Origin of the sequence: Paenibacillus sp. ov031 (genome assembly GCF_900143165.1) — a bacterium.
GTDB classification, from domain to species: domain Bacteria; phylum Bacillota; class Bacilli; order Paenibacillales; family Paenibacillaceae; genus Paenibacillus; species Paenibacillus marchantiae.
In genome coordinates, this window is sequence record NZ_FRDO01000008.1 from 72,700 (window position 1) to 98,655 (window position 25,956).

At 47.4% G+C, this 25,956-nt stretch carries 20 protein-coding genes and 1 pseudogene; 3 read left to right on the plus strand and 18 right to left on the minus strand.

The features are described 5' to 3' along the window. Nucleotides 1-6 precede the first annotated feature (6 nt). The 4 genes from BUA17_RS25775 to BUA17_RS25790 form a co-directional block, all read right to left on the minus strand. Nucleotides 7-1,050 carry an FAD:protein FMN transferase gene (locus tag BUA17_RS25775; RefSeq protein ID WP_072735427.1) on the minus strand — a complete coding sequence of 348 codons (1,044 nt, stop codon included), beginning with the start codon at nucleotides 1,048-1,050 and terminating at the stop codon, nucleotides 7-9. Beyond that, the gene (locus tag BUA17_RS25780; protein WP_063566695.1) at nucleotides 1,047-1,442 is read right to left on the minus strand and encodes a hypothetical protein; all 396 of its coding nucleotides are present in this window, start codon (nucleotides 1,440-1,442) and stop codon (nucleotides 1,047-1,049) included. Before BUA17_RS25780 ends, BUA17_RS25775 begins: the two co-directional genes overlap by 4 nt. Nucleotides 1,443-1,612: 170 nt before the next feature. Further along, a complete protein-coding gene (locus BUA17_RS25785) occupies nucleotides 1,613-2,602 on the minus strand; it encodes an MBL fold metallo-hydrolase (protein WP_063566694.1) in 990 nt (329 codons plus the stop codon). Between the two features lie 18 nt (nucleotides 2,603-2,620). Further along, complete coding sequence (locus tag BUA17_RS25790; protein ID WP_063566693.1) at nucleotides 2,621-3,364, minus strand: class I SAM-dependent methyltransferase; 744 nt, start codon at nucleotides 3,362-3,364, stop codon at nucleotides 2,621-2,623. A gap of 311 nt (nucleotides 3,365-3,675) precedes the next feature. Here BUA17_RS25790 and BUA17_RS25795 point away from each other — a divergent pair, with 311 nt between their 5' ends. Next, complete coding sequence (locus tag BUA17_RS25795) at nucleotides 3,676-4,551, plus strand: DUF72 domain-containing protein (protein ID WP_072735428.1); 876 nt, start codon at nucleotides 3,676-3,678, stop codon at nucleotides 4,549-4,551. Between the two features lie 125 nt (nucleotides 4,552-4,676). On the opposite strand, the gene BUA17_RS25800 is transcribed toward BUA17_RS25795, so the two are convergent. The 7 genes from BUA17_RS25800 to BUA17_RS25830 form a co-directional block, all read right to left on the minus strand. Further along, complete coding sequence (locus tag BUA17_RS25800; protein WP_244552228.1) at nucleotides 4,677-6,899, minus strand: glycoside hydrolase family 88/105 protein; 2,223 nt, start codon at nucleotides 6,897-6,899, stop codon at nucleotides 4,677-4,679. 11 nt (nucleotides 6,900-6,910) lie between these two features. Then, nucleotides 6,911-7,732, minus strand: a complete 822-nt coding sequence (locus BUA17_RS25805; protein ID WP_063566690.1) for a polysaccharide deacetylase family protein — start codon at nucleotides 7,730-7,732, stop codon at nucleotides 6,911-6,913. Between the two features lie 200 nt (nucleotides 7,733-7,932). Further along, complete coding sequence (locus tag BUA17_RS25810; RefSeq protein WP_072735429.1) at nucleotides 7,933-11,283, minus strand: glycosyl hydrolase; 3,351 nt, start codon at nucleotides 11,281-11,283, stop codon at nucleotides 7,933-7,935. A 236-nt stretch (nucleotides 11,284-11,519) separates the two neighbouring features. After that, nucleotides 11,520-13,025 (minus strand): extracellular solute-binding protein, encoded by a 1,506-nt coding sequence (locus BUA17_RS25815; RefSeq protein WP_072735430.1) that lies wholly within the window; start codon nucleotides 13,023-13,025, stop codon nucleotides 11,520-11,522. A gap of 18 nt (nucleotides 13,026-13,043) precedes the next feature. Continuing rightward, on the minus strand, nucleotides 13,044-13,931 hold the full coding sequence (locus tag BUA17_RS25820) for a carbohydrate ABC transporter permease (protein ID WP_024632531.1): 888 nt from the start codon (nucleotides 13,929-13,931) through the stop codon (nucleotides 13,044-13,046). 38 nt (nucleotides 13,932-13,969) lie between these two features. Then, nucleotides 13,970-14,884, minus strand: coding sequence for an ABC transporter permease (locus BUA17_RS25825; protein WP_072735526.1), 915 nt, complete (start codon nucleotides 14,882-14,884; stop codon nucleotides 13,970-13,972). A gap of 346 nt (nucleotides 14,885-15,230) precedes the next feature. After that, a complete protein-coding gene (locus BUA17_RS25830; protein WP_083584865.1) occupies nucleotides 15,231-17,633 on the minus strand; it encodes an AraC family transcriptional regulator in 2,403 nt (800 codons plus the stop codon). A gap of 230 nt (nucleotides 17,634-17,863) precedes the next feature. Between BUA17_RS25830 and BUA17_RS25835 the strand changes: the two genes are divergently transcribed. Further along, a complete protein-coding gene (locus tag BUA17_RS25835; RefSeq protein WP_063566686.1) occupies nucleotides 17,864-19,219 on the plus strand; it encodes a dipeptidase in 1,356 nt (451 codons plus the stop codon). 595 nt (nucleotides 19,220-19,814) lie between these two features. On the opposite strand, the gene BUA17_RS25840 is transcribed toward BUA17_RS25835, so the two are convergent. The 4 genes from BUA17_RS25840 to BUA17_RS25855 form a co-directional block, all read right to left on the minus strand. Then, entirely contained in the window at nucleotides 19,815-20,186 is a 372-nt protein-coding gene (locus BUA17_RS25840) for a hypothetical protein (protein WP_053783145.1), read from the minus strand. 114 nt (nucleotides 20,187-20,300) lie between these two features. Continuing rightward, entirely contained in the window at nucleotides 20,301-21,515 is a 1,215-nt protein-coding gene (gene nagA / locus BUA17_RS25845) for an N-acetylglucosamine-6-phosphate deacetylase (RefSeq protein WP_244552229.1), read from the minus strand. Beyond that, nucleotides 21,512-22,240: a glucosamine-6-phosphate deaminase gene (gene nagB, locus BUA17_RS25850; protein ID WP_063566685.1), complete on the minus strand. Its 729-nt coding sequence runs from the start codon at nucleotides 22,238-22,240 to the stop codon at nucleotides 21,512-21,514. The genes nagA and nagB overlap by 4 nt, the downstream gene beginning before the upstream one ends. 4 nt (nucleotides 22,241-22,244) lie before the next feature. After that, complete coding sequence (locus BUA17_RS25855) at nucleotides 22,245-23,108, minus strand: MurR/RpiR family transcriptional regulator (protein WP_063566684.1); 864 nt, start codon at nucleotides 23,106-23,108, stop codon at nucleotides 22,245-22,247. Between the two features lie 244 nt (nucleotides 23,109-23,352). Here BUA17_RS25855 and BUA17_RS25860 point away from each other — a divergent pair, with 244 nt between their 5' ends. Then, a complete protein-coding gene (locus tag BUA17_RS25860) occupies nucleotides 23,353-23,706 on the plus strand; it encodes a hypothetical protein (protein ID WP_072735431.1) in 354 nt (117 codons plus the stop codon). A gap of 505 nt (nucleotides 23,707-24,211) precedes the next feature. Here the strand turns inward: BUA17_RS25860 and BUA17_RS31795 are convergent. The 3 genes and pseudogenes from BUA17_RS31795 to BUA17_RS25875 all read right to left on the minus strand — a co-directional run. Continuing rightward, a pseudogene (locus BUA17_RS31795) lies at nucleotides 24,212-24,310 on the minus strand (LuxR C-terminal-related transcriptional regulator); the annotation flags it as partial. Nucleotides 24,311-24,389: 79 nt separating this feature from the next. Beyond that, on the minus strand, nucleotides 24,390-25,166 hold the full coding sequence (locus BUA17_RS25870; protein WP_072735433.1) for a hypothetical protein: 777 nt from the start codon (nucleotides 25,164-25,166) through the stop codon (nucleotides 24,390-24,392). 472 nt (nucleotides 25,167-25,638) lie between these two features. Then, on the minus strand, nucleotides 25,639-25,863 hold the full coding sequence (locus BUA17_RS25875) for a helix-turn-helix domain-containing protein (protein ID WP_017692532.1): 225 nt from the start codon (nucleotides 25,861-25,863) through the stop codon (nucleotides 25,639-25,641). Nucleotides 25,864-25,956 lie beyond the last annotated feature (93 nt).

Genomic DNA, 25,956 nt, shown 5'->3' on the forward strand with positions numbered 1-25,956 from the left:
TGTCGTTTATATAAGACTGAAGCGGTGATCCGGATCGAAACCAGGCCAGCGTTCAGCGAGCGTGTCGGTATTTCCTCTAAAATAAGTGCTCCCATCCCGGGTCATCCACAGGACATCATGCCGGTCGTAATGACGGTTTAACCAACCTACTGCATCGGCACTTCCCAAAATACAGACGGTCTTGGCAATAATCTCACATTGCGAAGTATGCTGGCCCAGAACGGTACACTGTAGCACATCCGTATCTGCTGGCTCCATCGTCCGGGGATCAATTAAGTGATGTGAAAGGCTTCCGTCCGTATTCTGCCACTGTCTTCGTACCACTCCTGAAGTAGCAATTGCACCTTTCCTCAATTGAATATTCCCTATCAGATTACGCTCCTCCTGATAAGGATCGGTGACTTGCACGGACCACATCGGATGAAGTGTTGTCCCCCATGCCTGAATATCTCCACCTGCATTGATTAATCCGGCTGAAATATGAAGTGTACGTTGCAGCCAATCGGCGATACGCTCAACGGCCCAACCCTTAACAATGCCCCCAAGGTCCAGCTCAGTCCCAGGGTCTTTATGAACCATTCGGCTGCCTTCCCTTTGAATCCAACGTGGGCGGCTATAGTCATATTCGTCTCTCAGCATATCTGTTATATCCAATTGTCGGATGTCCAATCTGCGTTCGGTTCCAGATTGCTGAAGCTCTCTTTGTTGCAGCTGCTCGAAGCTGACATCGTAACCAGAAGCCCGTAGAGCCTGAGAAATACCTGGCTGAAAAATCCCTTCCGTCTGTCCAATATAACCGTATGCCAAACTTAACACTTCATCCATTGCTGCGGAGATGGGCATCCATCCTGTGCAACGATTCAGACGATTCAATTCACTGTCTGCCACAAATCGGCTGAAACGCTGTTCCTGCGCTTCGAACCAATTCTTCACCAAGGCTGCTGCATGCTCAGCTTCTTCCCGTCCTGCGGCTAACTGAACTTCCACGTCCGTGTTCATCGCCCGGAAGCGGAACTTAAGAAGACGGGAGACTTGCTCCGTGCGGCTCATGATGCACCCGTGCGTGACTGATAATTGCCACGGCTGTATCCGGAGTCTGTATCCTGATTGCTGTTCTGATCTGTTATCCAACCGCCCGAAGACCTGCCTTGATTCGAACCGATGGCATTGCTTCCATCGGCCGTTCCCTCATCCAGGCTATAGCCCTCATTGGACGATGCATCGGAATTGCCATCTGCGTTGTTCGTCCATTCGTCCATGACATCATCCTGAGCATCTATCTGAGTAGAAGCTGTACTGCTTATATCGGTACCATTAGCCGCCGCATAAGCGACATCAAAGGCATCAGAAGTTCTTACATATTGAAAGAGTGCAGCCACGGTCAACGTTGCTGCCGCTGAGGCTTGCCATTTTCTCCATTGATTTCGTTTTTTCCTAGTCATCGCTCTTCCCTGCTTTCTCTGGCGAAGTTCATGCATTTATCATAGAAGTGCTGCCTTAAAAGAAGATGAATGAACGGTTAAGAGAGACTAAAGCTTTCATTTATTGGAGTCGTTACACGCAAAAAAAAAGACTCTGAACAGGCAGTTCTCCTGGTCAAAGTCTTGTCATCCTAAGTATTTTCGATAAAAAAGAACACTCCGTCGGGCTGCTGCTCCTGTACTATACGCTCCCGCCGGATCAATTCCTGCAGGTGCGCCAAAGTCTCGCTCATCGCAAAACGAAGCTGATGTGTTCCCAATCGGTCACCAAACATAAACACACAGATATCATACGCATTCGTCGGTGCTTCCCGGATTCGCTCCATCATCTTCTGAAGGCGCTCTTCATGATGAGTAAGCAGATGAACCGTTCGATCGCCAAAATGGCCAAACGGATTCCGATGCCCTGGATATGCCACTTCTACATCCAAAGCCCCCAGTCGATGCAGCCCTTCCATATAAGACAATAAAGGCTGATCGTCACTTCCCGGCTGCAGGCTAATATTCGGTGAGATCTGCGGCAATACGGCATCTCCACACAAGATCTCCCTGGATTCTGGCGCATAGAAGGATAGATGTCCTGGCGCGTGACCACCTGTTTCTACAGCACGCCACTTTTTCCCGCCCATAACCAACCATTCGCCATCTTCAATCGGTGTCACTACGGGAAGTGGCGTAATCTGTGAGATGAATCCCTCCATATGTTCACGGATCTGCTGCGTCTTTTCTTCCGGCATTCCATGGTGACTATAATATTCAGGCAAAACTGTATTTATAGTTGCCTCCGTTCCCCACATGTAATCCGCTTCCTGGCGGGATCGTGTGGACATTCGAACAGGCACACCCGTTTGCTGCTGTATCCAGCCGGACAACCCCAGATGATCGGGGTGATGGTGGGTCAGTACAATCTGACTAATATCCTGAAAAGTTAAATTGAAATCTGCGAGTGCTTCGTGCCACTCCTGTTCCGTCTCAGTACTGCGTGGTCCCGGGTCAACAATCGTTATTGTTCCATCCGGTTCATGAAGCACATAGCTGTTCACCCAACGCAGTGGAAAAGCCATTGTAATCTTAACCCGATGCATGCCTGCTGGCATGGGAATGGATTCCGTTCGCTTCATTAATATTCTCCTCCAACTCTACTGCTCCGGCCGATGACCGACAAAAATCATCCGCGGCGATGTCTGCTCATCGTACTTCTCTTCATCATAACCGCCATGTACCTGATCCACCACGAGTCCTGCCTCGTGAAGCAGATCACGTAGTTGTTCGCGAGTGTACAGCTTGACGCGTTCCTGATAGATTCGTGGTTTTTGGCCCGATTCGGTATCGGTAATGTGAATTTCTTTTTGCACAAATCCATCCTGGATCTTGCGAAATTCCTCAATATTCTGTCCTTCGCTTTCACGTGTTGAATGCTGCACCAGATGACGAGTCACATAAGCCGTGTTCATGAAATCAATAATATAGCTGCCCCCCGGCTTCAGCATCCGATGAATGGCGCGTAACACTCTTAGTTGCTCTCCATCCTCTCGGAAATAGCCAAATGAGGTAAATAGATTGACCACGGCGTCAAATCCGCCCTTCAGTGGAAGCTCGCGCATATCGGCGTGATACCACTCTACACGATGTTCGGTATCCATGCTGCGTGCTTCACGCAGAAGCACATCAGACAGGTCGATTCCGGTCACCTGAAAACCAGCATCTGCAAGGGCCAGAGAATGTCGGCCCATACCACAGCACAGGTCAAGTACCTTGGACTTTGGCTGAAGCTTTAACCAATTGATCATTTTATGTACTTCCTGATATGCACCTTGCACATCCCGATGTTTGTACACAAGAAGGTAGTCTTCTCCAAAACTCTTTTCATACCATTCCGTCATTACGTATCGCCCTCCACATGGTCACTGGCCCAACTATCCGTAATACGCTGTTATATCAGCCGGATCATATCTCTATAGCTTTTAGCCATTGTACCGTCTTTATCCTTCAAACTCAAAAATTTCCAAGCTTCGCCCACATTGAACGGCCGGAAACCACACGATATAATGTTAAACATAGTCAGGCCCACGCGAATCGGTTAACTATACATAGAAGATTGATATATAACTACTATGGCATCTTCACTTCATGAACGCCATTAGACGACTAAAATATAACGCGACATCAGAAGAAGCAGCAGGAGGTGTTATTTATGATTCGGATTGGACTTACGGGCTGGGGAGATCAGGAAGATTTGTACCCGAACCGTACCAAAGCGAAAGACAAGCTCCGTCTGTATGGACAATATTTTACGACCGTGGAGGTAGACAGTTCCTTCTACGCCGTTCAGCCTCGGGATCGGATGGCACGCTGGGCAGCGGAGACGCCGGAGTCCTTTGCTTTTATCGTCAAAGCCTATCAAGGGATGACCGGACATCTGCGGGGAAAACCCTATTTCACAAGCACCTCGGAGATGTATAAGGCTTTTCGCGAATCCCTGGAGCCTGTCATGGAAGCAGGCAAGATGCAAGCGGCCTTGTTCCAGTACCCGCCGTGGTTTGAATGCAATCGGGACAATGTCAATGAACTGCGTGAAGTAAAACTGAGAATGGAAGGCATCCCGTGTGCCCTCGAATTTCGTCATCGCAGCTGGTATGAAGAGGGCATGCGCGAACGAACGCTTGCATTTCTGAAGGAACAAGGCTGGATTCACAGCGTCTGTGATGAACCTCAGGCGGGGCCAGGATCTATCCCTATTGTACCCGAAGCTACCGATGCCGAGATGACGCTGGTACGTATGCATGGGCGCAATGTATCAGGCTGGCATCAGAATGGTGCACCCAATTGGCGCGAGACCCGTTATCTGTATCGCTACAACCAGGAAGAGCTGCTGGAGTGGAAAGGTTATTTGGAGCAATTGCAAGAGCAGAGCAAAGATGTCTATGTGATTTTCAACAACAACTCGGGCGGTGACGCGGCTGCCAATGCACAGATGATGATGGAGCTGCTGGAGCAGCCCGTGAAGCCCTTTCCTGACCGTACGGAGCGGGAGGAGGAAGAGGGGCCGGAGCAATTGGAACTGTTTTAACCACACATTTAATTCGAAAATTGAACGTTGTTTCCATTCATAACGAAAAAAGCGGCAAGCCCTTCAGGCTGTGCCGCTTTTTTTGTCGTTAGGCTGTATGCAGAGGAACTCTCATAATTGCTGTACTAGCGTTGTCCAGCTGTAACCGAAGGGTCGAGCGAAATCTGGCTCAGCTGCTGGTTCATTTTATACGCCTCAATCCCGGCCAGAAGCACAATGCCGATACCGTGCGTATCGTTCAGAATCCATCCCAAATCGTCCCGGTAATAAAGTGCGGTAAAGGAGTAACCAGAACCCCGACATACACCGTAGACGTTGCCTTTATAATCAATGGACAGATGGGTCATGCCCTCCCATCCTTTGCGCACCGCATCCAGGTAGACCTCTGGCTGCTCCAGCCAGCCTTCACGAATACCGCGGGCATAAGCGTAGATGAACATCGACGTGCAGGAGGTTTCCTCATATGAATCCGGGCGGTTCAGCACCTGATGCCAGAGACCATTTTCACCTTGCAGCGCCAGATACCCCTGACATAAATCCCGGTAGAAGCTCAGCAGTTCTGGCCGTTTGACGTGATCACTTGGCAGAATCGACAGTAGTTCGGTTAGCGAAAACAGAACCCATCCATTTCCGCGTCCCCATGGTATGCCCGTCGCCCGTCCACGCACAAAATCATACACATGGGACATGATCTGTTGCTCGGGAATATACAGATATTTGCGGAACATCAGGAACTGGTTGATCGCATCATCCCAATAAGAAGTATCTCCCGTCAACTGACCGTAACGCATCAGGAAAGGTGTGCTCATATACAGATCATCACACCAAATCGTTTCCTGCCGCATCTCGCCGCTGCCACGAACACGGTAAAAGGCTCCGTCGTCTAGACGTTCCTGTTCATCCGTAATATAGCCCGCAATACGATCTGCGGTATCTTTACCTCCACGAATGTCGCCGAGTTCCATCGCTGCGAGCAGCGTAGATCCAAATGAACCGCAATCATCCAGACTGTCGATTGCAGACAACTGATTATTAATTCCCGCGGCGCCGTACCCTTCCCGATCCCACAGACCATAACGGTCAAACGACGTACTCAGGCCGATATGGTCCCGCACATACTGAACATAGTCGTCACGTCCCAACTCCTGTCCAATCTGAAGAAGTCCAAGGAGGGTGACACCGAGTGGATAATTCCATTTGCCATAATGGGTATTTTCCAAATAGGGCCGGACACTCGTTTCAGGTAGATCAACATGCCAGTATACACCTTGGGCTCCATCATCAAATACAGTATCTGTTACCATGATGTCTCGGTGAGAGGGTTCAGAGCCTGGGGAAAATACACCCGTATACAGCCACGCATCGGGACATCCTGCAACCGGATGAGGTGGTCTTAATCTCCATCCGGTTGCAGTGGAATCCTTCGCATCGTCCAGTGTGAATCCCCACAACTTGCACCCAGCCTTGGTTTCACCTTTCGCTACCAGATCAGATGGACCGTAGCGGCGAGGCAGTTCAATGCGGAAATTGCCGCTTTGCCCAGCGGAATATATCTCCTTGCCATCAACGTACAGGGCGAGAGCCCCTTCATGTTTCCCTTGCAAAAGAACAGGTGACGATCCCGGTTGGATGACATCCAGTTTGGACCATGCGTACGCAACAGCAGGCTGCTCTGTCCCAAAGATTCTGGCGAAAGCTCCAGCGTTCTGTTCCCCTTCTGTCCAGTCCCTGCGCGGATACCAGGACAGGCCCGTTTCTTCTTCAGTCATGCCATCACGAGGGAGTGATGATAAAGGTTCATCGACGGGTTCCGAGTACAGCCAGCCCTCCTGTCCTTGGCGATTCACACCAGGTATGAGGAAGTGAAGCGGAAAGTTTTTAAATGAGGCCGTTCCGTAGATCCCGCCGAATCCCACCTCTGTTTTTACAAAACAAAGCAACACATCGTTCCAGCCATATTTCACGGAAATCGGAATCTGGGTTCTGCGCTCGGGAAATAACTCCTGCAATAGCTCAGATTTGAAAATCTCTTCTCCGTTCACATAGACCGTCACCGGACTATAACAGTTCAGTCCCGTATTTAACGTAGCCTCCTGCTGGCTCCACAACTTGCCCCATACGTATACGTACTGTCCTGCACGAGCCTCTTTCCACTTGGCATCCAGATTCAGATCATAACGATAATCCCCAAGTCTGCGGAAGCCTCCACGATGGTACGCTCGGAACAGAAAGGAGTGTTTCGGATGGTCCCCAATATAACGCTGTGCCACGGTAGTCAAAATATCCGGAATTGAATCATACACCTTGCCTGCAATCGCCTCGTTCTCATGAAAATAACGAATGATCATCAGCTCCCTTCCTATACCTTGATTCGTTCGGTTAGTCGCAATGTCTCGCCAGCCTTCACTTCAACCACCTGCTGATCCGCCGTAAACCAGACGGTGATCGCGGACGGATTGTGGATGATGGACCTATCTGCTGAACACTCCAGGCGTTTGACCGCTTTCCAGTAAGCAATCACTTCGATGTTCGTTGCGTACCAGATATCATCCCGGCCACCAATCTGCTCAGCAAACTGCTCTATAATCTGCCAATTGTCGTTATCATTGAATTCATAGCTGTGACCCCATACATATAACAAGAGTGGCGTACCTGTCTTCGTATGCTGGATAAATCGTTCGGCATGGGCCGCCAAATTATGGTTATGGTGGCAGGTTGGATGCCATTCAAGCGGCCGCTCAGGCAGTGTGTACCTGCCATGGGATTCAACCGTGCGTGCATAATCGATGCCAAGCCATTCGAGCTTGGTGCTGAGTGAACGGTCATAACCTCCATTCGGATAGGCCATACCTCTTACCGGATAACCGACAAGCTGTTCCAGCGATCTCCGATCTTCCATGATCTCTTCGGTCAGCAGCTCATCCGGGACATAGGGCAATGTGGGATGGGTGACCGTATGTACAGCCACTTCATGCCCGGCATATAACTTCGCAACTTCTGTCGTCTCAATTCGGCCAGGCTTGCTCAGGGTACCGGAATTCAGATTGAATGTGCCCCGCAGCCCATGTTGATTGAAAATCCCCACCAGTCTGCGATCATGCACCACACCATCGTCATAACTGAACGTCAAGGCCTTCATCACGCCACCTGGGTAGCGGTCAAACTGGATACGATGTCCCATCTTGTTCCTCCTCCCACTTCAATTGCTTTTTCCGGCTTTTCATTTTCCTTGCTGTAAAACAGCAGATCAACGATCCAACCACTGCTTCGCTAGTACTGTATAAAAAAAACCGCTCTTCCACCTGTTACTACAAGCACATAACTCTATTTAGCTCATGTGCTATCTCTCCTTTGGGAATAAATCCGTTTATCTTGGGAGGTTTATTCTTCAGCTGATACATGACCGGCTTCCTGCAAACTGTGGCTGCCCGAGTCAAAATACGTACCTTCCAGCAGTCCGATTAATGTATTGGTAACGCGTACTTCAATATCGTTCTCCCCTGCTCGCAGCCACGAGGCTTCTCCCGTCCAGCGATATGGAGACCAGCATCGAACGCCCAGACTGTAACCATTCACCCGTACTTCTACCACATCCTGCACCTGCCAGTTACTGAATTCCAGTTCAAAAGACGCGACCTCTTCAGCAGGCTGATCCACCCAGAAGCTTCGTTTGTAACTCATCTCTCCTGCAAAATGGGGATACAACGGCTGTGGCTCAGGCCCAATTCGGATCGACGTATCCGGCTCACGAACGAGAGAGACCATGCCTTCATGATGGAATTCCACGCCAAACCGCCCTTGCAGATACAGCGGATCAACGATACCTTCTTCATCCCTCGTGACCTCTAAGGTAACGATCATTTCATTCAGGCCACTGCGCAACAACTCAGTTATATTGCAGCCAATATTATGGTGATCGGTAATTTCAATTGGCTCAAATAGATCAGGTCCGATCGGTTGACCGTTGATTTCCATGGTCCAGTCACCTGATATCGCTGCCCTGTCCATGAATAACAGACATTCTTCCAATGCCGTTCTCAGCTCAAATGTAGTTGTATACTTGCACTGGATTGGATAGGCAACGGATGCTTTCTTCGGTGTACCAAATACCTGATTAAACTGGAGCGGCAGATGATGGTTCTCCGACAATTCAGCCGCCTGATCAATAAAGGGCTTGACTGTAACATGATTACGTTCAAAAATTACACCGTTGTCATTGGAAGCTGTTACGTTGAACTGCCCCATCCGAAGTGTGTTGGACTGCACCGTTTCCAGTCGCCATGGCCCCTCCGCAGGAAACTGAATCGTATAGGGTGCGTTCTCAATCTCAGTAACTAAACGATCCGCTCCAGACTTCGTCCCTGTTTGGTTCAGAGCAAAAGAATTCTCCTCTGATGCCTCTTGAGCATGTTGTAAAGTAAGCCTCACCACATGTGCTTCATAGGGAGCAAGCTTTAACGAAATGCACCATTCACCACCACTGCTGGTAAACGGCAATGATTCACGCTGTCCTGTCTCCAAATCGAGCCGTTCCGCCAGCAGACGTGTACCCGTCGAAAAATCCACATCCGTCCATAACCGCTTGGCTACCATTTTCAATTGCCCTTCAAGTTGTTGTCCTTCCTGGTTGGACAAAAAGATCATAAACTCTCCGTCCGATAATTGACGGGTCTGCATAAGCAGCGACGCACTTTCTTCTTCCATGATCCAACAGATCGGTTCGGGCAGTACCTGATCCAGCAGCAGGGAGATCAGTTCCAAGGAGAAGTCATCCCCGCGACCTGTTCCAGCAGGTAGAAAATAGGCATTTCCCTGTCCCTGCAGCCACATCAATTCGCTGCTGTAATGACCTGTTTCGTCTGTATTGCCCCAATATGCCTCGTGCGGCTGGTTGCCTGCTCCAAAGAACTGAGCGGCCTCATTTCCTGCAGGGCTTCCTGGCTGGATGGCTACATGCGGAGGCATGCCTACCGATATGACCGTTCCCCCCTGTTCTACGAACTGCATAACCTGCTGCCAGGCTGCTGCCTCCAGGTTCAGCATCGGTGGAAGAATCAGCACTTCATAACGTGCAACACCAATCTGAATTGTGCCCTCGGCCAGCACAGCTTCCGCTAACAGCTCGGGGTCCAGATGATCATAGTCACGTCTGTTTTCGAGCAGATGCGAGGTGATCCGCATCCAATCGTTCGTGAGACGATCCAGCTTCGCCCGTTCTGCTTCGTCTTCTCCGCCATATTCGAACCCGTGTAACGGATTGCCCATCAGGCTCCAGAACGTGGTCGTTGGATCAAGCACGGCAATACGAATATCCGCAGTCCCGGTGCTCATCAGATAGCTTAAACGTCCTGTGTAATCTCCCAACTGCCGGAAGTGACGCCAATACGGGTTCTGTAAAAACTGGGACGGCGGTGCATCATGCTTGGCGAGTCCGCCGATGGTATAGAAAAAGGCGTGGAAATTAAAAAAGTTGGTGCCCATGGCTGCCATTCGGTCAATCATCCATTTGGCATCCTGTAAAGTCATCGACCAGCCCACACTGTGAAAACACTCAATCAGATTGCGGCTTCGGCCAAGCTGTCTGGCAAGCGAGCTGACCATCTTCGGATTGTCGCGCATCTTCTTGCCATACCGTTCCAGAATCCAGGATAAGGGGCGTCCGATTTTCTCATGTGCTGAATCTCCACCTGGCATATGACTGAACAACTGCGTGGTCATCCGTACCCCGGGCACTTCTGCCGCATACTGAATCCCTGCCTCTTCACACCAGTCATGTACCTGTTTGTGATACGACTCCCTGAGCAGCAGATGTAGCGACTGATAATAGTCATACCTGATACGTTCCGCGTCTGGGACATCGCCATGCAGCAGAGCAGGTAGGGACTCAATCAGACTGTAACCGCAGCGTTCACTGAAATAGCCGGGAAGCTGTGGAGACCAGGGGATACGCCCAAGCGGCGCAATTTCATCGGAGAACATGCCTTTGATTACGCTTTCAAACTGTTCTCCAATTGCTTCCTTATACCGTTCGTGGGTCAGTTCAATAAAACGGCTCATCGCTTCCTTGTGACACGGGTCTACAAAGTTGCCGTAATATTTGAAATCATCCATCTCTTCTTCCTGAAATATAATCACGTCCCATTCCCCAGCGGGAGCTTTCCATGACAGGCGGAAAGCCGTTCGGTATGTAAAAAACCGCTTGCGATTATACGACGTGAGCCCTGTCTCCTGATAGACCTGATCCGTCTGGATATTGCCGATGTTATTGCGCAAATCAATGGATTCATGCCACAATCGTTTGCCCTGCGCATCCTTGGGTATTGCCTTCGCCACTAGAATTCGACCCCACGGCAACTCATGATCCACTGTATCTCCGCCATGAACACGAATCTGCTGATGCACAAGCTGGCGCTGCTTCGCCTCGGGAAAATCAAGTGTCACCTCACCGCCAGCCATCCCACTTGGATAGGGATACTCGTCATATAACCATACCTGCATACCGCAGGCAGCCGCCGCTTCCACTGCAATCCGTACCTTGTCAAACCATGCTTCGGACAGATAGGGAATCTCCAGCCCCTGACGTGGACAGATGAAAAAACCACCTACGCCCTGTGCAGACATTTCGGCTATTTGTCGTTTGATTTGCCCTTCTTCCATATCCCCATTCCAAAACCAAAAGGGATGAACCCGGTACTGCGCCTCGGGATTTTCAAATGCATCCCCGTTCCACATGTCGCTTCCTCCCTGTATGAAGAGTGGTCGTCCATCTACCGATAACGTTCATTTAAGTTCAAATAGGTTTGTTTTGCATTGATTATACATCAAAATCTAAATACTGGAAGCTATAATTCACAAAAAAAGAGATGAAGATCGTTTTTTAAATAGCCTGAACTAACTAGGGATACACGGAAATGCCCGGCTGCCACCTTTGCACTACAAGAAAGGCTGCCGGGCTCTGGAACATCAATCTACTTCAGTGCAGCGTACAGCTCATTCACTTCTTTGACATAATCGTCGCCACCACTGCTTTTCCACAGTGCTACAGCATCCTGGAAACCTTTTTCATCAATTTGCCCCACGATGAATTTGATACGGGCATCATTAATGATGTTATCCAGCTGTGGTCCTTTCTGGGCATACACATCGGAAATCAGCGGTTCGCCAGGATTAGCAATGACGATTTCCTCATTGGCTTTCTGCACTTGTGCAACCTTTTCGCGAACAGGTGTCTGTTGCACACGAAGCGTTTTGTCCTCTGGAATAAACATAAGGATCTGATTCAGACCCTGTACATCTCGCAGCGCCAGTTTGTCAGTTGTCGGAATGATGTAACCCTCTTTTTTCTCATACTGCTTGCCTTCCAGACCGTTCCCCAGCAGCGCCTGCAATTCAGGTTCATTCAGCTGATCCAGGAAACTCAGTACCTTTTTCAAGTCTTCTTCCGTTTTGACACTGCTTTTGGAAATGGCAATCATGCCGGAATAGCCGGATGTTGGCATGTCACGCAAACCGTTCGGCCCCTCCATTGCCTGAAGCACATCCACATGCCCAGTTGCTGACGGATCTTTCTCCAGAATCTTCTGATCCATGCGCTGTGCGTTATCTGCTACATCCACCATTACGCCTGCTTGCCCGTTCACAAACGGATCGGACAACTTGGTTGCATCCATCACGGCAAAGTCCTTGTTGACCAGACCTTCGCTATAGATTTGACGGAAAAATTTCAAAGCTTCCATATATTCTGGAGTCTCGTGTGCCGGCATCAAACCTCCGTTACCATCCTCGCCCCACTTGTTGGGTGCACCAAACCAAATCTGCATATTATCCCAAGGACCTGTGAATTTGCTCGCCACCAGACCGTAGGTATCGTCTTTACCGTTGCCGTCTGGATCATCCTTCGTGAACGCTTTCAATACATTGTAGAACTCGTCAATGGTCTTTGGCTCTTCCAGACCAAGCTTCTCCAGCCAATCCTTGCGGATCGTGACACCGTTACGTCCGAGAGCACGTGCGCGGTAGATGCCATAGGTTTTGCCATCGATAGAAGCATTGTTAGTGATAATTTCATTCATCTTGCTGAGGTTCGGATAGTCTTTCAAATAAGGTCCAAGCTCCCAGAAAGCTCCAGTACGAGCCGCATTAATGAAACTTGGGGACTTACCAAGCACAACCATAACATCGGGCAGCTTGCCCGAAGCCAGTGTGATATTGAATTTATCCTCATAGGAGCTACTCGGTACCCATTGCAGATTCACATCCATCTTCGTCAATTCCTCAAGCTTCTGAATCACAGGACTGTTATCCGGCGGATTCTCCGCTTCAAAGTTCGGAAGCATAATCGTGATCTGATCCGTGCCACCCGCAGCTGTTCCTGAACCTGCTTTGTCCGTGGAGCAAGCTCCCAGAATCGTACTCAATACCAATGATGCAGAGAGTAGCAATGCGCCTTTTTTGAATCCCGTCTTTTGTCCCATACGTTCTCCCCCTTGACTTTAGCCTTTAATTGAACCTAACATGACACCCTTGGCAAAATGCTTCTGCAAAAACGGATACACCAGCAAAATCGGGATGGTACCAACCACAATGACCGCCATTTTAATGGACTGCTCCGGTGGCTGTACAAAATTGGGGTCCATGTTCGCCATATCTCCGACACTGGCCTGTGAGAGCAGAACGATCTGTCTCAGCATGACTTGCAATGGCCATTTGTCACTGTCGGAAATGTACAGGAGTGCCGAGAAAAAGTTGTTCCAGTGCCCTACGGCGTAGAATAACGCAAAGGTGGCAATCACCGGTTTGGACAATGGCAGAACAATTCGCCACAGTACCCCAAGATCCGAACAGCCGTCGATGCGGGCCGCTTCCTCCAGCCCTGGCGGCATTTGTTGAAAAAAGTTTTTGACAACAATTAAGTTAAAAGCGCTGATCGCGCCAGGAAGCATGAGGGCCCAGTAGGAATCCAGAAGTCCAAGTCCACGAATGACGAGATAGGTCGGGATCATCCCGCCGCCGAACAACATGGAGAAAATCACCATGTTCATCATGACATTTCGGCCCCAGAAGTCACTTCGGGACAGTGGGTAAGCCATCGTCAGTGTGAAGAAGAGATTGACCAATGTACCTGCAACCGTAACAAATATCGAAACCCCTATACTGCGGAAGATGGTGGACGAGGAAAAAATATACTCATACGCACTGAACGAAAACACCTTCGGAATAAGGAAAAAACTGCGTTCGGTAATCTCGGCTTCGGTTGCGAATGAATTTCCTATAATATATAGGAAAGGAAGAACGGTTAATATGCCCAGAATCCCCAGCATGACGTAATTGAAAATATCAAATACTCTGCCGGCAGGGCTGTTGTATAGACGGCTGTTCATGGGCGATTTCCTCCTTATGAATGGATGTCAACACACGCTTAATAGATCCCAGGATGCCCGAATTTCTTGGCCAGTTTGTTGCTGCCCAGCACCAGAATAATGCCGACCACTGACTTGAATAACCCAACCGCGGTACTGTAACTGAATGCACCTTGCGTAATCCCGACGGTGTATACATACGTATCAAATACATCTGCCACATCACGATTCAGCGAGTTGGTCATCAGATAGATCTGTTCAAAACCGGTATCCAGAAAGTTCCCCAGCCTGAGAATGAGCAAGATAACAATGGTCGTGCGAATCGCTGGAAGCGTGATGTGCCACATGCGCCGTAATCGACCTGCACCATCCACAATCGAAGCCTCATACTGCTCTGTATCCACACCTGCCAGTGCTGCAAGGAAGATAATTGTTCCCCAGCCCATCTCTTTCCACATCATCTGAACAATAATGAGCAGACGGAATGACCCCGGACTCGCCAATACATCGATCGGTTTGCCTGTGATCCAGGAGATCAGGTCATAGAGTACCCCGCCTTGCGGAGTCAGGAATACATAAGTGATACTCGCGATAATGACCATGGAAACAAAGTGAGGTACATAGACCAGCGTCTGAATCGTTCTTTTGAAGAAAGCGACCCTGATTTCATTAAGTAACAAAGCGATAATAATCGGTGCCGGGAAAAAGAATATAAGATCATATAGGGCAAGGACGAGCGTATTCCTCAGCAATCGGAAGAAGTCCGGATTGGAGAAGAAATTCGTAAAGTTCTCCATGCCCACCCATTGACTGTCGCGAATGCCCAGAAAAGGCTGATAGTCCTGGAAGGCAATAACGATCCCCCACATGGGCAAGTATTTAAAAATGACAAAGTACAAAAATCCGGGAAGCACAAGTACGTACAGCCATTTATTTCGTTTGATCTGCCTCTTCCAGTTGGACTCCCGCTTCATGGGCAATGCGGCGATTTCCACCTGAGCTGCTGTAGCGCCAGTTCCATTCCAGTCCGTCTTCCCGTTCATAATGTCTCCCCTCCCTGTTTATGTAAGCGTTATCAATCGACCTGTTATTCAGACTATACAGCTGCCCTGTTTCCGGCAACCTTCATTTTTTGCATGGTTGCGCAAAGTGGTCCGAAAGCCCGCTATAACGCCATTCCTTCTTCAATTTGGATATATTTCGGCAAAGGTTATTGCACATTTTTGCAGCATTATCCTTCTTTGTTTCCGAGGTGAAACATGAAAAACCGGACTCCCATGAAGCGGGATTCCGGTCAATGATGAAGTCTCATGAACAGGTTTATTTACCTAGCCATTGATCCCGATACTGGCTCGGTGTTAAACCTTCCTGTTTCTTGAAAATCCGATTAAAGTAACTGTGCTGGTATCCAACAGCTCCTGCGATATCATTGATTTTCATCGTGGTCTCACGCAGCAATTGCTTCGCCGCATCCATTCGTATCCGTGTTAAATAATCAATGAAATTCATGCCCGATACTTGCTTGAATGCCTTGCTTAATGCATAAGGAGTCATCTGCTCCGCATCTGCACAGCCTTCCAGGGAAAGTTCGTTTCTATAATTCTCATCAATAAACAACATCGTACGTTCCACTACCTGCTTCATCGGCTCCTGGGAACGCATCTCGATCTCCTGAACATATGGCAGCAATACTTCTCCGATCATCCATTTCATCATTTGTGCAGGTTCGCGAATCGTGGACAAGCGCTCATACATGTTGCAGCCACCAAACAGCTTGTAAGGCGTTACCCCGGTCTGCAGCATCATATGCTGAATACTTCCGAGCAATTGAAGCATCATCTGCTGCACCTGGAATTCGGAACTGCCCGCTTGGGTGATCTCGGTCACAAATTGCTCCAGTACACGCTCAGACTCATCCTTCTTCCCAAGCCTGATCGCCTGAAGGATCTCACGTTCCAGCCCCAGTGGATACGAGGCTTCTTCCGTTCTGCGGAAACATTGCTCATCCTCCAAATCGAGAATCTGGCTCCCGTCCTCCACGCTGCGATAAGCAACCGCCTGCTCCATCTCCATGAATAATCCCGGCAATTCCTGCGGGGAAGCAGCAGGACGACTTACGATCACCGTCACGTTCATTTTCAAAGTCTGACCTATGACCTCCACCAACTCTTGTCCCCACAATAACGCTTGTGATTTCACAGGCTCGTCGTTGGGAGCAATCACAAGCATGGCTGAAGACAGGTCGTGAAAGTTCATTACACTAATTTGACTGAAAACATTTTTAGCAACTTCTTCAATGATATTAACTGCTGCAAAGGTAACCAGCCCTGTATCCTGGCTCCCAAATCGACCCTGTAACTGGGCATAGCCCGTAAAATACATCTGAAGCAGCAAAAACTGCTGGTCTTCCACCTCAAATCCAAGATTCCTCATCCGCTGCTGAAGATCCTGCTCGTTATAGGCATACAGATGCCCCTGCACCAGTTGTAATACAAAACTGTCCCGCAAATGGGGAAGCTGCTCCTGTAATTGTCGATGGGCGGTCAGACTCTGCGAAGTCAATTCGTTCCACTGTTGTTCCAGCAGCTGGAATTCATCTAGCCTGGTATCTGTTGTCGTTTCACTCCTGCCCGGCGTCAATAAATGGAGCATCCTTGCTACGGGAGAGTATATTCTGCGTGAAGCAAACCAGGATAATACCAACCCCAGGATAAGACTGCCAGCACTCGCAATGACGATGATTTTGGATACGAGCTTCACCGGTGAGGTCACCGATGTCAGCGGAGCTGCGGAGACATACGTCCAGTCCGAATCAATCCGACTCAGTGATCCATAGGACACGGAATAGGTTTCGTCCTCATATTTGAACAGGAATGAATGGTTGTCTGCATGCAGGGCTACTTCTTCTTTTAGCTGCTGCTCAAAAGCAAGATCGGTCTTCCCTGCTACCGGATTACCGGTAACCAGTGTATTACCCTGTTTATCCATGAGGAACGTTAACCCTTCATCATAAGGAGTAAGCGTTTTCAACAAGCTGGCGACTTTCTCATTATCCAGCGTAATGATCAGCGCACCAAATGGATTAATGCTTTCACCCGGAATCTTATGTACAAGAACCAGTGCATTACCCGGATCGGTATGCAGTATACTATCATTCGTTTGAGATACTTTATCACTACTCTGGCTCGCAATCCAGTCTGTCCAATACACATGGTTGCCCATCGTCAGATAGCGGTTGTAGGCCTGTATTTTTGCATCATCCTTCAATTCGTTATAATCCCGGTTAAACAAAATCGGTTTCGGTTCCTGCAAATATAGCTGCGCGGATTTGATGAGCGGATGAGAGCCTTGCAACACGTATAGTGTGGTGACGATCTCCTGTGTTTCGTTGAAATAATACACAAAATCCAGTGTTCGCAGCGCATTGCCAAACCTGGGTTCAAAAGCCCAATGGGACAAGGTCATCTCCAAATAAGCGAGTTGGTCGTCCACGTTGCGCGCCCGGTTCTCAATCTGGCTTTGGTGCATCTGATTAAATTCATTTTCCATCCGGCCAACGACCAACTGATACATCACGATTCCTGTAATCAGTCCGGGAATGCTGGCAATGAGCAAAATAAGCATCAGGCTGTTTCGATAAAAACGCCCTTTATGTCGTCCTGTGGTTAACCCTGGCCAACGCGTGAGTCTGCCGGAGGATCTTACCTTCCTAACTGGTTCCATCAGTGCTCACCTGCTTGCTTGCGTATGCTCTGACTGTCATGGGAACTCCCTCAACTCCCCTGCTGAATGGTTTACATGAGAATATATGGATGAAATCCGTTTCTTGTATTATACGCATAATTTCCGGGGGAATGAAACGGTATGTAGCAGATCATTTTTTAACCAATGTTTTATTAACGCATCAAAATGGATTACAATAGGATAAAGCAAAACATGAAGGAGGCCTTTTAATGAAGGAACAAACTTATTTTCAAGAAAATAGAGAGAAACACCTGGCGGAATTGAACGAATGGTTGTCCATTCCAAGTATTTCAGCCATTTCGGCACATAAAGAGGATATTAACCGTGCGGCACAATGGGCTGCAGATGCACTCACTCGTGCAGGTATGGAAAATGTAGAGGTTATTCCAACAGCGGGACATCCGATTGTATATGCAGATCACCTGCATGCACCCGGCAAACCAACCGCACTGATCTATGGACACTATGATGTACAGCCTGTCGATCCGCTTAACCTGTGGGAAACACCTCCATTCGAACCTACCGTTCGGGACGGCAAGCTGTTTGCACGTGGTGCTACGGATGATAAAGGACAAATCTTCATACATATCAAGGCGGTTGAAGCTCTGCTTGCCGAAAACAAGGAACTTCCTGTTAATGTGAAATTCTGCATCGAAGGTGAAGAGGAAATCTCCAGCCCGAACCTGCCGATCTACCTGAACGACAATACAGACAAGCTGCGTGCAGATATGGTACTAATCTCGGATACGTCCCTGCTCGAAAAAGGAAAACCGGCGATCTCTACGGGTCTGCGTGGTCTTTGCTCGCTCGAAGTGGATCTGAATACAGCCAACACGGACCTGCACTCCGGTTCATTTGGAGGCGGTGTACCGAACGCACTGCACGCACTCGTATCCCTGCTCGCTTCGCTGCATGATGAGCAAGGTCGCGTGAGCGTAGATGGTTTCTATGATGGCGTTCTGCCGCTCTCTCCTGAGATGAGAGAAGAGTTCGTGAAGCAAGGCTTCAATGAAGAACAGCTTCGTCAAGACCTCGGATTGGAGCAATTGTACGGGGAAGAAGGCTACTCGTTCGTAGAGCGTATTGGCGCACGTCCAACGCTGGAACTGAATGGCGTATGGGGCGGATTCCAAGGTGAAGGCACCAAAACGGTTATTCCGAAGGAAGCTCATGCCAAAATTACATGCCGCCTTGTTGCGGATCAAGATCCACAGCAGGTGCTGGACCGTATCGAAGCACATCTGCGCGCGCACGTTCAACCTGGCGCAACGCTGCATGTGAAACAGATCGAGAAAGCCTTTGCGTTCAATACTGATCCTTCCGATCCGGTACTGCAAAAAGCAGCTGATGCCTATGAGCAAGTGTACGGCGTTCGTGCCCTGTTTACGAAAGATGGCGGCTCCATTCCGATCGTGGAGAAACTTTCACGCGTGCTTGGTATTCCGGCTGTTATGATGGGCTTCGGTTTGCCAGATGAGAACCTGCATGCACCGAATGAGCATTTCAACCTGGAGAACTTTGATAAAGGGTTGTTGACGATTGTTCAGTTTTTAAAAAGTTTGTAAAGTATAGTTCATGTGAAAAATAAGTGCTGGAAAGCGTGCAAGTGGCCGTTCCGGATACGAATCGTTCTTTCGATCGCTGTTATCGTCGGACTTTTTGGATTCCCCTTCTCAAAGGGTAAGATCCGACGATAGCATATGCTTCCGAAGTAGCTTTCTTGCAGAAAGCTTTTAGGCGAACGCTTCGCTTTTCCAGAATCGATTTCGTCCCCTTCACTACTTTGCAGCTTTTCCATGAACTTATTTTAAGACTGAGCTTGCTTTACAAATGAAGGGTAGTAGTAGGGTAGGTAGATACAACAAAAAAACGACGGCCCTAGAGGTCGTCGTTTTTATTTCGAGAAAAGTGAATTCTATGCGTAAGTGAGATTTAAAATTGGATAGTAGATTAGGTATAACTTTATATGAGGTGTAAAATGATAGCTTTCCGCATGCAAGCATTAGGCTAAGCTATTCGCCTTATAAGTGACATACCAAAGGGGAGTTCAGTTATCTTCATTACTGGACTCCCCTTTTTGCTTCTCAATTGAGACAGTTACATTCGTTACAACGGCTCGTTATTTACCTTTTAACGAACCTAGCACGTAGCATCCTCCACTTATGAGCGGAAGGTTGTGAAATTTAACATATGCACAAGCTGCATCATGTGCGTGATTTCCTGCTGGACTTCGGAGGTGTCTGTACCAGCCATCGCCAGATTGGCCCGCAGCGTTCTACGGGTGTTCAGCATACCGTCGATTAACTTCATGACCGTGTTGCGTCCACGATGATCCACAATCATATACTTTTTGCGTGCATCCAGCTCCACCCATACGATATTGCTGAATGAGGTGAACAGGTGTCTACGGTACTGCTCCATATCGGTCTCATTGTAGTGCTCGCCATAAAAGGCATAATATCCGTGTACGTGCAGCTTTTCCGCCAGCTCTGTGATGAACGGGTCGAATTCGAGCATAGCGTTACGTTCCATGTTTCACGCCTCCGTAATGCGTGATCCGCAGATCCCGGCTTTTTTGAGATCTATTTTAACACATTACGCAAGCTATTGCCTGTTGAGGCACACGACAACACTACAAATGTAGAATTAACCGCCGATTCGTCTTCCCTTGACCCACACTTCCTCAATTTTCAAATCACCATTCAGCAAAACGACGTCCGCCTGTTTGCCTTTAGCAAAGGAACCCGTGCGGTGATCAATGCCGAGCAGACGTGCCGGCGTCAGGCTGGCTGCGCGTGAAGCTGCATTCAGACTCAAGCCTACTTCCTGTACCAGATAGCGGAAACCACGAATCATCGTGAGCGTGCTTCCTGCCAGTGCGCCTCCGTCTTTCAAACGTGCCACACCTTCCGTAACAATCACAGGCAGATCGCCAATTTTGTATTCACCATCATCCAGCCCGGCAGCAGACATCGCGTCTGTGATTAACACAAGCTGATCTGCTTGTTCTTTCAGTTGAGCCAAAATAGACATCGCCGCCGGATGCACATGGATACCGTCTGCAATGATCTCTGCACTGATGCGGGAATCACTAAGCACTGCGCCGGCAGCTCCGGGATTCCGGTGATGGAGCGGTGTCATCGCATTGAATGTATGCACGGCATGGTGCAGCCCGGCCTCGACCGCAAGCTGTACTTCTTCATAGGTCGCATCCGTATGTCCTAATGCTGCCGTAATTCGCTGCTCGCGCAGCCATGAAATGACTTCGAGCGCTCCCTCACGTTCCGGCGCCAGGGTGACTTGACGAATCAGGCCGGGATATTGTTTTTCCCACGCGTCCAGCCAGGACACATTAGGCAATACAATATGATCCGGGTTTTGTGCGCCGGGCCACTTCGGACTGAAAAAAGGACCCTCCAGATGTACACCTTCCAGCTGTGCATAAGGCATGTCACCGGAACGGTAGCTGTCCACTTCAGCCAATACCCGGTCCAGACTATCTTTGGGCGCTGTCATAGACGTTGCCAGCATGGCAGTGGTCCCCTGTGTGCTGTGGAATGAAGTGATTTTATCCATCACATCCTTACTCGCGTCCATAAAGTCTTCGCCATTGCCACCATGTACGTGGATATCTATAAATCCAGGCACAATGACGCCATGCTTGGAAACAGGCACAGATACGGCTTCACGGCGAATCTGTTCAGATAATCCCTCGGGTGCGCCAGCATAAAGGATCTTCCCATCCGTCCAGACCAGTACACCATCCTCCATTACACCATCGGGCAGTACGATTTTACCTCGAAGAAGTGAAATGGTTTTTTCACTCTCTTGCTCCTGGTTTTCCATAGCTTCTACGTTCATTTCACCAGCCTCCCAGCCGCACGGTCCAGTAACACGACCACATTAGGATGACATTGCAGCAGCGAAGCGGGACATTGTGTCGTAATCGGCCCCATAAAGGCTTCACGAATAATTTCGGCTTTCTCCTCACCACGGGCGATCAGCAGAATTTGTTTGGCTTTCAGAATTGTACCTACCCCCATCGTAATGGCCTGAGTTGGAACTTCATCAATATGATTAAAAAAGCGGGCGTTTGCTTTTCTTGTCTCTTCTTTGAGATCCACCACATGTGTCCGTCCTGTAAGCTCGGTTCCGGGTTCATTGAAGCCAATGTGGCCATTATGTCCGATACCCAACAATTGCAGATCTACTGGTCCACGATCATCAATCCGTTGTTCATAGGAAACACACTCCTCATTTAAATCCGAAGCCTGTCCATTCGGCACCTGGGTTCTGGCGAGATCGATATCAATATGCGAAAACAGTTGCTCATTCATAAAGCTGCGGTAGCTTTCGCGATGTTCTACAGGAAGACCGACATATTCATCCAGATTGAAGGAAGAGGCCTGCGCAAAGCTGACCAGACCTTTCTGATACAAAGCAATAAGCTGTTTATAGATACCCACAGGAGAACTTCCAGTCGCGAGTCCCAGTACAGCCCGGGGTTTTGTCTGTAGCAAACTGGCAATCACCCCTGCACCCGTTGCATTCAAATCTTCTTCATTTTCAAAAATACGAATATTCATCTTCTTAGGCACCTCCGTTATGTTGAACTCGATAAGACTGTACATTGTGATACGATTGTTCCAATTTGGGGATAAAACGGTCAAAGTCGGCACTAACCATGCCCGTGAATAGAATATCGACGACATGCAGCAGTGCAATACGTGAAGCCATATCCCCCCGTCTCATGCCTTCTTCCAACGAAGACGTAAAGAGCGGAATATCAGACACCCCCGCAAGTTTGTTATTTCCATAGGATGTCAGTGAAATGGTAGAGGCTCCCGCCTGTTTGGCACAATGCAAGGCATCGATCGTCTCCGGTGTTTCACCCGAATAAGATACCGCCATCGCCACATCTCCCTCACCCAGTGAAGAAGCCGACGTAATTTGCATATGTGAATCCGAGAAGGCAGTACAGCTTTTGCCGATCCGCACAAGTTTCTGGTAGAAATCCTGCGTAACAATGGAAGAGGTTGCGACACCGTAGAGATCAATACGACGGGCATGACATAGTAACTGAACTGCATGCTCCAGCCTTCCTAGATCCAGCAAACGGGTAGTGTCCGCAATGGATGCAAGATGATTGGCTTCAATGGCTTCCACAATTTTGGATAAAGGATTACCTGCCACGATATCCTGATATGCTGTTTCATTGGTGGAATGCGACAATTCTGCGGCCAGCTTCATTTTGAAATCAGGAAAACCTTTGAAATGGAATGATTTGCAAAAGCGGGTTACCGTAGCCGCACTTGTTCCGCTTTGCTGTGCAAGATGGTTAATGGTCCAGCCAGGAATATCAGATGGGGACTGTAAAATCACCTCTGCGATTCGTCGTTCCTGAGACGGAAGTTCATTCAGCTCTTGCTGCAACGCATGTAGTATGGCTGCCATGAGTTCTCCTTTTATGAAAATTATTTTTATTAATTCATTATAAATAAAGAAAATTATTTTTATATTTTCATTTTAATCAATACGTTGTTGCAAATCAAGAGGATTTTAACCATGTATTCGCGGTATGTATGATGAAATTTTTGAAAAGGTATCTTCTTGATTAAGGAATGGGATTCCGCTTATATTGGAGATAAACCTTGAAGTGAATGTGAACATTTTCATTTCTAAGGAAGGGGTACACTCGATGAATCAACGACAACGTCAAAAAATGATTCCTTCCACCTGGATTATTGCCATAAAACAGACCGAAGCTCGTAAATACTTTGCCCTCTATGCCATCGACTGGAAGCGCGGAGCGCGACTGAGCTGGGAAGGTTGGAATAGCCTCGCAGACTTGCTGCAGTTTCATATTCCAATCAAACGTAAAACTGGCGGTACAAAATCTTCCCCCCAACCTGCTGCCAAAATTGCGAAAAAAGCACTCTATCTGCACCTAGATGAAACACAATACAGGGAATTGGAGCAGCTCTTCTATCAGCCTTTTTCAAAGAAACAATGGAGATCCTTTATTGAGGAACATTCCAATAACCATATGTAGGTGAACCCTTATGCCATATACGAATACGATTTCCATCACGCTCTGCCCGTAGCAATCTATACCCTTGGAATTTCTGCGGGCTGAGCCTTTTCCCAAGGGAGCGTGATGATCCATGAAATCTCAGCAAAGAAATCAAGCCTACTACAGGCACCACAGAAAGCGTGTTATTCAACGTAAAAAACAGCTCGCTATGCGGTACGATTGGTCCTACAAGTTCGAAGGGACTTTTGCCAAAGGAAAAATTCATTGTTCCTGCTGGTGGTGCTGCGAAAAGACAAAGCGGCTAGGCTATCCAAAATCTGAGCTAACCAGAATAGCGGACTGCAATCAGCAGCTTCTGAATCCAGACTTCTGAGAATGAATATTTAAAACAAGCGATTCCTTCATTTTAGGAATTCGCTTGTTTTTGCTTTCCAACCTAAAACAAAAAAGTCTTTCCCCATTCTTCATGATGAAGAATAGAAAAAGACTTTCATGCTGCTTCAATCAACTGTGCAGTATCGCGTCAGATCTTCAGTTCTCCGAGCTTAATCAGCTCTACAACTGCTTGCGAACGACCCTTAACATTGAGTTTTTGCATCACATTCGAAATATGGTTAACTAAGTTCAAATTTTCAGATGAGATTTATTTATTTCCGCCAGTTTCCATAGCACTTTAAATAAAGGCTGGTTCCTCATGGAAATTAAGACTCTGCTTTCTTTTTTATGCCTTCTGTATTTAAAACAATGATAGAGATATAGACAAGAAATAATATAGATTCAAGCATTGAAAACATCTTAACAATATCAATAGTGAGATTAGCATCGTCATATTTATCAATGTAATTCGAAGCTATATTATTTTTATCTATAAGATTATTATGGTCATTATATCTAAGACTAACATCACTTAAATCTGTTCCAAAAAAAGCATCTGCGCTATAATAAATAAAATCACTTGGGATTATTGCTTGTGGGTAGGTCATTCCCTGTTCAATCTTAAAACTTTCTAATCCGTATCTGAAATATATGGAGTATAACGAGTTATAAAATCCCCCGAAATTTAAAATTACTGTTATTAGACTTATAATTAAATACAAATTAAATTTACCAACAAACTTAGTTTTAGCTTTCCATACAACTACTAAACCTAATATTACAATTGTAATAAATATCACTGCTTTGAGCCATAATTGCCATACATCAAACCATATACCTGAGACAAAAACGTAACTAATAACTGAAATAATATTTATGCTTATGAGATAAACCAACGAAATTTTTTTGTCTTTTTTGCATTTTTTAATTAACATAATAATTAAAATAATGATACTGATTAAAAAAATTGGAGTATTAAAATACTTGGTTATAAACCAGCTTGGTGGAACAATTACTGATAAAATATTAACTAATAACAATGACATGGCGACTATCATTGTATTTATTTTTTCAGCACTAATCCATCTGTATATCTTCTCCATCACTACTGCCCACCTCGCAAATTTTATTAATTTCTACAATGTACCACATAATCATGATAATCAGAAATTACTTCTTGCTATGTTTAGTTCTAACAAGTGAGGTACATCCTATGAATTATTAGAATTCGCAGAATCATAACTTTGAACTTTTCAAGTGATAAGGGCAGCTTAATAATTATGCTAACATTTATGTAAATATAACTGTTATGTATCCGTTCTAAGATTCTAACTCACAACACTTTGGCCCATATTATAGGAAAATCCTTTGATACAGGTGGTGTTACACACGATATTTGGAACGGATGACTTATTTAGATGAAATTTATCTTTCCACATAAAATAATTTTGAAGAGTTTTTCACTTGTTTTTTGATCCACACATCCTTAATTAACAAAAAAGTCTTTCCCCATTCTTCATGATGAAGAATAGAAAAAGACTTTCATGCTGCTTCAATCAACTGTGCAGTATCGCGTCAGATCTTCAGTTCTCCGAGCTTAATCAGCTCTACAACTGCTTGCGAACGACCCTTAACATTGAGTTTTTGCATCACATTCGAAATATGGTTGCGCACCGTTTTCTCGCTGATGAATAACTGCCCTGCGATGTCACGCGTCGTTTTGTCCTGAACCAGTAATTCGAATACTTCGCGTTCACGGTGGGTCAACAGAAATTTGCTTTTATGATCGATACCCTTCAATGTTCACCCCTCCTTGCCTGGGTTGTGTTGGTGTAACAAGGTTAAGGGGATACAGTCAACTCATCTTATGTAAGGTCAAGGGCGTTGGTTCAG